Genomic DNA, 10,784 nt, shown 5'->3' on the forward strand with positions numbered 1-10,784 from the left:
CAAGACAGTTGCTGCTACGCAGTGCCTCTGTAGCAGCGGCCCCAGGCCGCGTCATGGGCGCCACGGTGTGCCTGGTGCACCGCGCATGCAAGGCGCAGCCTGTGGGAGCTGGTCCGCCCGGCGAGCATGACGGTTTGCTCACGGCCAATCCAGGTGTTCACCGTTTTCATGGTCAGGCCCGGCTGCTGCGCGGCCTCGCTGGGGTAATACACCGCGGCCTCACCGGTGACCAGTTGCAGGGTGATTTTCTGCTCGGAAACGGTGAGGGAGGCCATCGAGGTGGTGCTGATAGAAAGATCCATTTCATCAGTCCGTGTATCGTGATTGGTGCTTATGGTATCGGCGGTGATACGTGGTGTTTGAGTGGTAGGACGCAGCCTGCGGCAACTGCTACGCGGATGCGTAAACCGTTTAGACCGCGTCGCCTGCATCGCGGCCACGGCCGGCTCCTACCACGAACGGCGTAGGAGCCGACTCTAGTCGCGATGCAGACGACGCCATTTCAAGGCAGTTGCTGCCAAGAGTTGCGCGAGGCATGCCGTGGACTTGCTGGCAAGCCAGAGCTGCCACTCAAGCGGCTTTCTGGTGGGCCGCCTTCTTCATGGCTTCCATTTGTGTCCCCAGTTCTTCCAGCTTCGCGTCGCCCAGAAGTTCCTGCGCCTGGGGAAACATCTCGCTTTCTTCTTCCTCGATATGGTGCTCGAGCAGTTCCTTGACTACCTTCACCCGGCCGGAAAACTCCACTGTGCCGGGGTCGGTTGCCTGCAGATCGGGCAATACCAGTGAGTCCACCGTGCGGTGTTCTTCCTTGGCCTCGTAGTACATCACGTCCTGCTCTTTGCTACCCGCTGCTTTGAAGGCGGGGTACAAAATCTCTTCTTCCAGCTGGGTGTGGAGGGTGATTTCCATCTCCAGCTTGGCCAACAGGTCGGTGCGCTTTTTCACGCCGCGCTCGGTGGAGTCGCTCAGTTGCTCAAGAATGGCTTTCACGCGTTTGTGGTCGGCCACCAGCAGTTCGATAGCATTCATTTTCCAGTACCCCTATCACGGTTGACGGACCGATCTGAATGCCGATCCTGGGAGAAGCTGGAAGAGTGGAGCATCGGCTGTGCCACTTTCGACCACCGGCACAATTCGTTATTTGCCAAGGGCTTGGGTTCTGGTCAAGTGCTTGCCCGCCGTGCACATTGCATGAATGCCGCTTGGTGCGGTGTGCAGATAGCGGCGCGGTGCTTCAATGCTCAATGGCGTTGCTGTCCAGGGAAATCGTCTGGCCGTGGTGCAGCACGCTGAAGGCGTCGTCGGGGAGGCCGGCGGCGCGGGTCGCCTCAAGCAGCCTTTTCGGCGGTTCGTCCAGGGGTTCGTCGGTCAATTCGAAGGTGCCCCAGTGAATGCCGATGGCCTTCTTCGCGCCGATGTCCTGGAAGATCTTCACGGCCTCGCCCGGGTCCACGTGCTGCGGGCCCATGAACCAGCGCGGCGCGTAGGCGCCGATGGGAATCAGCGCCAGGTCGAAGCCGCCGAAGGCCTTGCCGATGCGCTTGCTGTCGTTGGAATAACCGGTGTCGCCGGCGAAGTACAGCGAGAACGGCTGCGCAGCCGCCGGTGGCGTCTTCACCGCCCAGCCGCCCCACAGGGTGTCGTTGCGGTCGCCCAGGCTGCGCGCGGACCAGTGGGTGGCGGGCACGAACCAGAAGTCCAGGCCGGACACCCGGGTGTGGTCGCTCCAGTCCAGCTCCTCGACGTTATCGATGCCCTTGTCGGCCATCCATTGCTTGATGCCCAGCGGCACCAGGAAGCGCGGCGGGCCGCCAACCTGCTGGTTCAGCGCCTGCACGCTGGCGGTGTCGAGGTGGTCGTAATGGCTGTGGGAGATCAGCACCACGTCGATGTGCGGCAGTTGGTCCAGGGCGAGGCCAGGCGCAACCTTGCGCTTGGGCCCGATGAAGGAGAACGGCGAGGCGCGCTCGGAGAACACCGGGTCAGTGAGGATGTTCACGCCGTTGATCTGCAGCAGGGCGCTGGCGTGGCCGATCCAGGTCAGGGTGGCGCGGGTGTGGTTGGCCTTGAGCGCGGCGACGTCCGGGTGGTCGATGGGGAACTGGTAATTGTTCGCCGGTGGTGGCGGCAGCCGGTTGACGAAGGCGTTCCAGCGCCACTTCCAGACACTGCCGCGCGCCAGGGGGCCGTCGTTGTTTTCGAAATGGCCGTCTGCACGCGGGGCGTGGTGAATGTCACTGGCGGCCAGCTGTTCGGGCGAGGGCGCCAGCGGCGGCTCGCCGCCAGCGCTGGCGCAGGTGGCGGCGCAGAGTAGCGAGAAACCGCATAGCAGGGCGCTGGGGCGAATGGGCACGGGGGGATCCTTGTGGGGGGGCGGTATCGAGTGTAGATAGTCGCGGGGCGGGACGGTTCCGTCGGAATATCCAGTCAAACATTTGGCCGATCGAAGCGGTTGCCTTGCGTTAGGACGCTGATTTGTAATTGCGGCACGCAGAGACCTGACCGAGGAGGCACTGGTCGATGTGAGCTTGGGTCAGGTGATAGACAACCAACAGGTACTGGATTGGGTGGCAGGACGCCTGTAGCAGCGGCCGCAGGCCGCGTCCTGGCCGCCGCGTCCCGAGATTTGGTGCGTGGCCCCGGGCCGCGCTGCTAATATTGGCGTCCATCCCCGAGTACGCCCCACCCATGCCCACCCCCATCGCCCGGTTTACCGAAGGCTCTATCGCGCGCCATGTACTGGCCATGGCCAGCACCAGCGCGTTGAGCCTGCTGGCGGTGTTCATGGTGGATATCCTGACCCTGGTCTACGTCTCGCGGCTGGGCGACCAGCGCCTGCTGGCGGCGGTGGGCCTGGCCAAGACCTTGATGTTCCTCAACGGCGCGTTCGCCGCCGGGGTGGTGATTGCCGGCGGTGCGCTGCTGTCGGAGCGCATCGGCAAGCATGGCGGCCGGCGCCTGGCACGGCTGGTGACGCACCTGTTGCTGATGGTGCTGGCGGTGGCGGCAAGCGTGGCGGCGCTGGAATGGCTGGCCATGGCGCCGCTGGCCCGCTGGCTGGGGGCCGACCCCGGCGCCTATGCCTCGGCCCGTGGGTTCGTGTGCATGACCCTGGCCGCCAGCGTGCCGGTGGCGCTGGCGCAGATGAGCGCACAGCTGCTCAAGGCCCAGGGCCACGTGCGCCTGGCGCTGTGGGTGCTGCTCAGTGGTGCGCTGACCCTGGCAGTGGCCGACCCGCTGCTGATCCTCGGGCTGGGCATGGGCCTGCAGGGCGCAGGCTGGTCGTGCGCGCTGGCGGCACTGGTGTCAATGCTGGTAGGACTTTACTGGCTCAAGCGCCACCTGGGCCTGGCGCTGCGCCTGAACGCCCGGTTGCTGTGCCTGCACATCGGCCGCACGGCGCGGCTGGCGGTGCCGGCGATACTGGGCAATCTGGCCATGCCCGTGGGCATCAGCTACCTGATGATCACCCTGGCCGGGCTGGGCGCCTCGGCGCTGGCCGGCATGGCGGTGGTGGACCGCGTACTGCAACTGGGCTACTGCGTCTATTTTGCCCTGCCCACGGCGCTGGTGCCGGTGCTGGCGCAGAACCTGGGCGCCGGCCGCCACGACCGGGTGCGCCAGGCCATCGCCTTTACAGGCCGCGGGGTGGTCCTCTATGGTGTGGCGTTCTGGCTGCTGGTCCTGGTAATGGGCCCGCTGGTGGCCGACTATTTCCACCTGCAGGGCAATGGCCGCGACATTTTCTTCACGGTGACGCGCCTGGGCATGGGCCTGTGGGTGCTGTTCGGCCTGGACTTCGTCGCCCAGTCGCTGTTCCTCACCCTGGGCCGCGCCTGGTGGGTGCCTACCTTCGGCTGGCTGCGCGGCACCCTGGGCACCCTGCCATGGGTGTACGCCGGTGCCCACGGCCATGGCGCCAGCGGCGCGGTGCTGGGCATGTGGCTGGGCAACGCGGTGGTGGCGCTGCTGGCGATCATCACCGCCTGGCGCCTGCTGCGCCGGGCCAATCAATGAATTCAAGTGCAACGGGTTTTTATGTCAGATACGGATAACCAGCACGACGCGGCGCAGCTGCCAGCGCCCAAGCGCCGGCGTGCGCCCAAGGGCGAGATGCGCCGCATGGCGTTGCTGGACGCGGCCACGCAAGTGTTCGCCAGGGACGGCTACCAGGGCGCGTCGATGCGTGACGTGGCCGACATTGCCGGCATCACCACCGTCGGCCTGCTGCACCATTTTCCCAACAAGGTGGCACTGCTGCGGGCCTTGCTCGACCGTCGCGACCAGCGCGTGACCGAACGCTTCAGCGAACTGGAAACGGCGCCCACCCTCGATGGCTTCCTGCGCTTTCTGCGCATGAGCATGGGGTTCAGCGTGGAAGATGCGGCGGAGTGCCAGGCGGCACTGATGATCAACGTCGAGAGCCTGTCGGACAAGCATCCGGCGTTTCCCTGGTACCAGGAGAAATTCGAGGTGGTGCATGGTCACGCCCAGGCGCACCTGGCGTCACTGGTGGCCAGCGGCGCGATCCGCGCGGACGTGCAACCCAGGACCCTGGCCCTGGAGCTGTTCTCGGTGATGGACGGCCTGCAGATCCAGTGGCTCAGGGGGCGGGACAGCGTCGACGTGATGCAGGTGTTCGACGCCTACCTGGGCCGCCTGGCCAAGGATCTGCAGCCTCACCCTTGAGGCTGCATCAATTGCTTAATAGGTCTGCGAGGTGGACACCTGCACGGCCTTGCGCAGTGGCTTGGGCAGCGGGTTGCTGTCGCGGGTGGTCAGTTGCTCGGCGTACAGCGTGGTCAGCGTCTGGCTCAGCGACAGGTCGGCGGAGCTGGTGCCGACGCGGATCTTGAACTTGCCGGCATCGACGTTCCAGCTGTCGGTGTTGTCCACGTAGTAGGCCAGCGAACGCGAGTCCAGCGGGATGCTCACGGTCTTGCTCTCGCCCGGCTTGAGGTACACCTTGGTGAAGCCCTTCAGCTCTTTCTCGGGACGGTCGACGCTGGGGTTCACCGGCTGCACGTACAGCTGCGCCACTTCATAGCCGGCCTTGGCGCCGGTGTTGGTGATGGTGAATTTGGCGTTGACGGTGGCGCCCGGGGTCAGCACGTTGGTCGACAGTTTCAGGTCGCTGTAGCTGAACGTGGTGTACGACAGACCGAAGCCGAACGGGTACAGCGGCTTGGTGTTGCGCTTGTCATACGCGCGGTAGCCCAGGTACAGGCCTTCGCTGTAGGTCAGCTGGGTGAGGGCGTTGTCGCCACGGTACTGCGCCGGGTCCGGGTAGGAGGCGTAGCTGGCGTTGTCCTCGATCTGCTTGTCGATGGTGACCGGCAGCTTGCCTGACGGGTTGACCTTGCCGAAGATGATCTCCGCCAACGCCTGGCCGCCTTGCTGGCCTGGCAGCCAGGCTTCCAGGGTAGCGCCGACTTTCTTCGCCCATGGCTGCATGTTGGCGATGCCGCCGCCGTGCATTACCACGATGGTGTTGGGGTTGGCCTTGGCCACTGCGCTGATCAGGTCAGCCTGTTGGTCGGGCAGGTCGAAACCGTGGTCCGAACCTTCGCCTTCGTTCTCGTAGTTGGTGCCGGCAGACACCACCACCGCGTCGTACTTGGACAAGTCCTTAGGCGCAGCCAGTGCCGCCCAGCTCATCTGCACGCCCGCCAGGCCGCCCAGGGCCGGGGTGAAGTTGCCCTGCACGCGCTCGTACTCGAGTTTCACGGTGTAGGCCTTGCCGGCGGTCAGCGAGGCGGTCTTGCCCGAGGTGACCAGGGCGTTGACCACGTCCGAGGAGTACGGCACGCCGTCGCTCTGCAGCACCAGCACGTCGTTCACCCACAGCTTGTAAGGGCCGTCGGCGCGCACTTTGAACACCTGCGGGCCGGTCACGGTCGGCTTGATCACGCCGGTGAAGCGCGCCGAGAACGCACCCGCGGTCGGGGTGAAGCCCGACACGGTGGTGGTGCCGGCGTTGGTGACGTTGGTGCTGGTGGTCCAGTTCAGGTTCACGCCGGGCTCCACGCGGGTCAGCGCCGGGTCGCCGGAGAAGCTGGTGTTGGCGTAGTACTCGGCCTTGATGCCGGAGTTGCTGACGTCGCTGCTGCCGCTGGACGGCTGGTACCACACCGACGCCTGCGGGTTCAGGCTCAGGGCTGGCAGGTAGGTGACGTTGCTGCTGTCGGACGCCAGCTGCTGCAGGCCGCTGAGTTCGGTCACGTAGCTGTTGGGTGGCGAGTTGGCGGTGCCGAACGGCGAGCCCGGGGCCTGGTACGCCCAGTCACCGATCACGGCGATCTTCGCGCTGCGTGCCAGGGGCAGCAGCGGGGCGCCGGCGCTGGTGTTTTCGTTGCGCAGCAGGATGGTGGACTCGCGCGCGGTGTCCAGCGCGGCCTTGGCGCCGTACTCGGTGTGGGTCAGGGTCTGCGCGGTGTTCAGGTGTTCCTGCAGGTCATAGCTGACGATGCCGCGCAGGTTGCGCTTGACCTTGTCGTCGATGACGTTTTGGGTCAGCTGGCCGCTGTACAGCAGTGGCAGCAGGTTGGCCTCGGTGAATTGCAGGCCCGACGGCATGTCGATGTCGGTGCCGGCCCAGGCGCCCTTGAAGGCATCGTGGATGGCGTTGAAGTCACTGATCACCATGCCCTGGTAGCCCCATTCGCCCTTGAGCACGTCGGTGATCAGGTGATGGTTCTCACAGGCGTAGTCGCCGTTGATCTTGTTGAAGCCGCACATGATCGACGCCACGTTGGCGTTCTTGACCATCGACTCGAAGCCCGGCAGGTACATCTCGCGCAAGGTGCGCTCATCCACCACCACGTTCACCGCCTGGCGGTTGGCTTCCTGCTCGTTGGCCAGGTAGTGCTTGCCGCTGGCCTGGATGCCCTGGGCCTGGATGGCGTTGACCACGGCCGGGGCCAGCACGGCGCCGAGGAACGGGTCTTCACCGCTCAGGTACTCGGCCGCGCGGCCGCCGTAGGGGGTGCGGTACAGGTTGACGCCCGGGGAGAGCATCTGCTGGCCGCCGGAGATGCGCGTCTCGTAGGCGATGGCCAGGCCGAATTCCTTGGCGCGGTTGATGCTCCAGGTGGCGGCGATGGCCGATTGCGACGGGTACTGCGCGCCGAAGGTGGCGTTGTTGACGTGCACGCCCATGGACGAGTCATAGGCCACGGTGCCCTGGATGCCCCACTTGGTCAGCTTGGGGATCATGTGGCCGTCGTCGACGCGGGTGAAGTTGATCTTCTCCGAGGTGCTCATGTTGTCGAGGATCGAGCTGACCCGCGCTTCCACCGCATCGCCGGTGGCCGGGGTGACTTCGGCCAGCGCCAGGTTGGCCTGGGCCACGCTGAAGGCCAGCACGCTGAGGCTCAGCGCCTGTTTGAACACCCTGCTCATTGTTGCTGCTCCTGGCTGGGGGCGTCGTCGGTGACCACCGGGTCGTCTTGCACGGTGGCGGCGGTGGCCTGGGCGGCCTTGCTCACGCTGGCGGCGCCTGACAATTGATCGCGCTTGGCTTCCAGTTGTTCGCGAAGTTGCTCGTGCGTGTTGGTCGTGGAAGTTGTATCCGCCGCCAGCGCGCAGAAACTCTGGGCGCACAAGAGCACAGTGCCCATGACGGGCAACATGAGTCGGTTCATCGATTGATTCTCGAGTGAAGGTTAAATGATGGCACTTCGATGTTATTGCGAAGTTGCGCCGAAGTGTAAGTCCCGATGATGCCTTTAAAAGTTCAATGTTCGCAAAGATATTTTTCCGAACGGATAAAAAACGCCGGAAAAGCGATGAAGGGGCATGCTGGCGAAGGGGTGATACTGGCTGAATTGTTCATGAATAATGGAAAAATGTTATATTTTGTTGCGTAAAAATTGCTTTATTTGGGTTTGTTCTGGTGTTGAACGGTTATTAAAAGCAATAAATAACCAATTTGGTAAACCTAATTGCAGTTAGGTTTTAGGTTCTGGTAAGCTGTGTCAGCGTTGAAAAATACGCTCGCTAATTCTATTGATACTTTCCTGTTAGTTGCTCGCCTGGGCTGTTTCGTGCGCCAAGTACGAAGGCGCAAGTGTGCGTTTATTATTAAATACTTTGTGGCCTGGCCATCGAGCGATACTGTGTCGTCAGTCATAACGTCCGCCGGGTGCGTGCAACTTCCCACGCAACTCGAATTGTGCCAGTGGTTGGCCGAACATACTGAAGCCAAAGTCTCGGACATTAACCGGGCGCGCAAGCTGTGCCTGGCCGAAAGTGGCAGCGACGACGACATCCTGCGCACCCTGGTGCGCCTGGGCGCCGTGCGTGACGAAGAGGTGGCCCAGGCCTGCGCAGCCCTGCTGGGCGTGCCGCGCCTGGACCTGGCCCAGCTGCCCGGCGACGCCGCGCCGCCGCTGTTGGGCAGCGAGCGTTTCCTGCGCCACCATGGCCTGGTGGTGCTGGACGCCCAGCCGGCGCACATCGAGGTGGCTGCCAGCGCGCCGCTGTCGGCGTACGCCCTGGACGCCCTGCGCTACTGCGCCCAGCGCCCGCTGACGCTGGTGATCGCCACCGCCGCCGAGGTCAACACCTTGATCGAACGCTTCCACGGCCAGGGCCGCAGCGCCATGGACGCGCTGATCGAGTCCCTGGACGGCGAGCCGGACGCCCAGGAAGACATCGAGCACCTCAAGGACCTGGCCTCCGAGGCGCCGGTGATTCGCCTGGTCAACCTGATCCTGCAGAAGGCCGTGCAGGACCGCGCCTCCGACGTGCACGTGGAGCCTTTCGAGGACCAACTGCAGGTGCGCTACCGCGTCGACGGCCTGCTGGTGCAGGGCGAGGCGCCGCCGCCCAGCCTGGCGGCGGCGGTGATCTCGCGCTTGAAAATCATGGCCCGGCTGGACATCGCCGAGCGGCGTTTGCCGCAAGATGGCCGCATCATGCTGCGCATCCAGGGCAAGGAGCTGGACCTGCGGGTATCGACGGTGCCCACCAGCTTCGGCGAGTCGGTGGTGATGCGCCTGCTCGACCGGCAGACCGTGAGCTTCGATTTCCCCACCCTGGGCATCGACGGCCCGCGCCTGCACAGCCTGCTGGAGCTGCTCGAACGCCCCCACGGCATCTTCCTGGTCACCGGGCCCACGGGCTCGGGCAAGACCACCACGCTGTACACCGCGCTGTCGCGGCTCAACACCGCCGAGCGCAAGATCATCACCGTCGAAGACCCGGTGGAATACCAGCTGGCGGGCATCAACCAGATCCAGGTGAAACCGGCTATCGGCCTGGATTTCCCGGGGGCGCTGCGCTCCATCGTGCGCCAGGACCCGGACGTGATCATGATCGGCGAGATGCGCGACCTGGAAACCTGCCGCATCGCCATCCAGTCGTCGCTCACCGGGCACCTGGTGCTGTCGACGCTGCACACCAACAGCGCCGCCGCCAGTATCACGCGGCTGCTGGACATGGGCGTGGAGCACTACCTGATTGCCTCGACCCTGCAGGGCATCCTCGCCCAGCGCCTGGTGCGGCGCCTCGACCCAACCACCCGGGTGGCCTTCGAGGCGCCGCCGGAGCTGATCGCGCGCCACCGGCTGGACCAGTACACCGCCCAGCGGCCCATTGTGCTGTACCGCCCGGCCACCGACAGCCCCGGCGGCGGCTACCACGGCCGCAGCGCCATCACCGAACTGTTGGTGATGAATGATGAACTGCGCAGCCTGCTGATGCGCCAGGCTGACGTTGCCACCCTCGAAGCGGCCGCGCGCCGCCACGGCCTGGTGACCCTGTACGAGGACGGCCTGCGCCAGGCGCTGGCCGGCATCACCTCGCTGGAAGAAGTGCTGCGCGTGGCACGGGGCGACTGACATGCAGACCTTCCGTTACCGCGCCCTGGCCGCCGACGGCGCCGCGCACAAGGGCAGCCTCGACGCCGCCAGCGAACAGGCGGCCGTGGCCCAGTTGCAGGCCCGTGGCTGGCTGGTACTGAGCCTGGAAGCCGGCAGCGCGCGCAGCGCCCGCGCCAGCCAGGCCATGAACGGCGCCGCCCTGGTCAGCTTCACCCAGCAGCTGGCCACCCTGCTGGGCGCCGGCCAGCCGCTGGAACGTTCGCTGGGCATCCTGCTCAAGCAGACCCAGGAAGCCAAGGCCCGCGCCCTGATCGAACGCATCCGCGAACAGGTCAAGGCCGGCAAGCCGCTGTCCCAGGCGCTGGAAGAAGAGGGCGGGCAGTTCTCCACGCTGTACATCAGCATGGTTCGCGCCGGCGAGGCGGGCGGTGCTTTAGAGAACACCTTGAGGCAGCTCAGCGACTATCTGGAACGTAGCCAGACCCTGCGCGGCGAGGTGATCAACGCGCTGATCTACCCGGCGTTTCTTGTCGTCGGTGTACTCGGCTCGCTGGCCCTGCTGCTGGCCTATGTAGTGCCGCAGTTCGTGCCGATTTTTCGCGACCTGGGCGTGCCGATCCCGCTGATTACCCAGGTGATCCTGGCCATGGGCGAGTTCTTGAGTGCGTGGGGACTGGTGGTGCTGGCCGCGATCATCGTGCTGATCTGGGGCAGTGCCATCGCCTTGCGCGACCCGGCCCGGCGCCAGCGCAACGACCTGCGCCTGCTGAAAATCAAAGTCATCGGCCCGCTGCTGCAACGCATCGAAGCCGCGCGCCTGGCGCGCACCCTGGGCACCTTGCTGAGCAACGGCGTGGCCCTGCTGCAGGCGCTGCTGATCGTGCGCCAGGTGTGCAGCAACCGCGCCATCGTCGCCCAGGTGGAGCAGGCCACCGACTGGGTCAAGGGCGGCGGCACCCT

Annotated in this window: 9 protein-coding genes; 4 read left to right on the plus strand and 5 right to left on the minus strand. The window is 65.2% G+C overall.

Annotation, left to right across the window (positions count from 1 at the left end):
* Window positions 1-14: 14 nt before the first annotated feature.
* The 3 genes from ACWKWX_RS26685 to ACWKWX_RS26695 form a co-directional block, all read right to left on the minus strand.
* Window positions 15-302 carry a hypothetical protein gene (locus ACWKWX_RS26685; protein WP_483829346.1) on the minus strand — a complete coding sequence of 96 codons (288 nt, stop codon included), beginning with the start codon at window positions 300-302 and terminating at the stop codon, window positions 15-17.
* Window positions 303-570: 268 nt separating this feature from the next.
* Window positions 571-1,029 carry a PA2171 family ribosome-binding persister protein gene (locus ACWKWX_RS26690; protein ID WP_416424033.1) on the minus strand — a complete coding sequence of 153 codons (459 nt, stop codon included), beginning with the start codon at window positions 1,027-1,029 and terminating at the stop codon, window positions 571-573.
* A 205-nt stretch (window positions 1,030-1,234) separates the two neighbouring features.
* Complete coding sequence (locus ACWKWX_RS26695) at window positions 1,235-2,353, minus strand: MBL fold metallo-hydrolase (RefSeq protein ID WP_483829347.1); 1,119 nt, start codon at window positions 2,351-2,353, stop codon at window positions 1,235-1,237.
* A gap of 335 nt (window positions 2,354-2,688) precedes the next feature.
* Here ACWKWX_RS26695 and ACWKWX_RS26700 point away from each other — a divergent pair, with 335 nt between their 5' ends.
* Both ACWKWX_RS26700 and ACWKWX_RS26705 read left to right on the plus strand, forming a co-directional pair.
* The gene (locus tag ACWKWX_RS26700; RefSeq protein WP_483829348.1) at window positions 2,689-4,017 is read left to right on the plus strand and encodes an MATE family efflux transporter; all 1,329 of its coding nucleotides are present in this window, start codon (window positions 2,689-2,691) and stop codon (window positions 4,015-4,017) included.
* Between the two features lie 21 nt (window positions 4,018-4,038).
* The gene (locus ACWKWX_RS26705; protein WP_416424040.1) at window positions 4,039-4,689 is read left to right on the plus strand and encodes a TetR/AcrR family transcriptional regulator; all 651 of its coding nucleotides are present in this window, start codon (window positions 4,039-4,041) and stop codon (window positions 4,687-4,689) included.
* 15 nt (window positions 4,690-4,704) lie between these two features.
* Here the strand turns inward: ACWKWX_RS26705 and ACWKWX_RS26710 are convergent, their stop codons facing one another.
* Together ACWKWX_RS26710 and ACWKWX_RS26715 are read right to left on the minus strand one after the other, a co-directional pair.
* Window positions 4,705-7,401: a glycoside hydrolase family 3 protein gene (locus ACWKWX_RS26710; RefSeq protein WP_483829349.1), complete on the minus strand. Its 2,697-nt coding sequence runs from the start codon at window positions 7,399-7,401 to the stop codon at window positions 4,705-4,707.
* Complete coding sequence (locus tag ACWKWX_RS26715; protein ID WP_416427592.1) at window positions 7,398-7,631, minus strand: hypothetical protein; 234 nt, start codon at window positions 7,629-7,631, stop codon at window positions 7,398-7,400. Before ACWKWX_RS26715 ends, ACWKWX_RS26710 begins: the two co-directional genes overlap by 4 nt.
* A 486-nt stretch (window positions 7,632-8,117) precedes the next feature.
* Between ACWKWX_RS26715 and ACWKWX_RS26720 the strand changes: the two genes are divergently transcribed.
* Window positions 8,118-9,842 carry a GspE/PulE family protein gene (locus ACWKWX_RS26720; protein WP_483829350.1) on the plus strand — a complete coding sequence of 575 codons (1,725 nt, stop codon included), beginning with the start codon at window positions 8,118-8,120 and terminating at the stop codon, window positions 9,840-9,842.
* A gap of 1 nt (window position 9,843) precedes the next feature.
* Window positions 9,844-10,784 (plus strand): type II secretion system F family protein (locus ACWKWX_RS26725; protein ID WP_483829351.1); only part of this gene is annotated, 941 nt, incomplete at its 3' end.

The sequence above is a fragment of the Pseudomonas imperatae genome, assembly GCF_057128625.1.

Excerpts from the sequence above, each read along its gene's own strand:
- ACWKWX_RS26690 (WP_416424033.1), bottom strand. The coding sequence starts at position 1,029 with ATGAATGCTATCGAACTGCTGGTGGCCGACCACAAACGCGTGAAAGCC.
- ACWKWX_RS26700 (WP_483829348.1), top strand. The coding sequence starts at position 2,689 with ATGCCCACCCCCATCGCCCGGTTTACCGAAGGCTCTATCGCGCGCCAT.
- ACWKWX_RS26710 (WP_483829349.1), bottom strand. The coding sequence starts at position 7,401 with ATGAGCAGGGTGTTCAAACAGGCGCTGAGCCTCAGCGTGCTGGCCTTC.
- ACWKWX_RS26705 (WP_416424040.1), top strand. The coding sequence starts at position 4,039 with ATGTCAGATACGGATAACCAGCACGACGCGGCGCAGCTGCCAGCGCCC.
- ACWKWX_RS26715 (WP_416427592.1), bottom strand. The coding sequence starts at position 7,631 with ATGTTGCCCGTCATGGGCACTGTGCTCTTGTGCGCCCAGAGTTTCTGC.
- ACWKWX_RS26685 (WP_483829346.1), bottom strand. The coding sequence starts at position 302 with ATGGATCTTTCTATCAGCACCACCTCGATGGCCTCCCTCACCGTTTCC.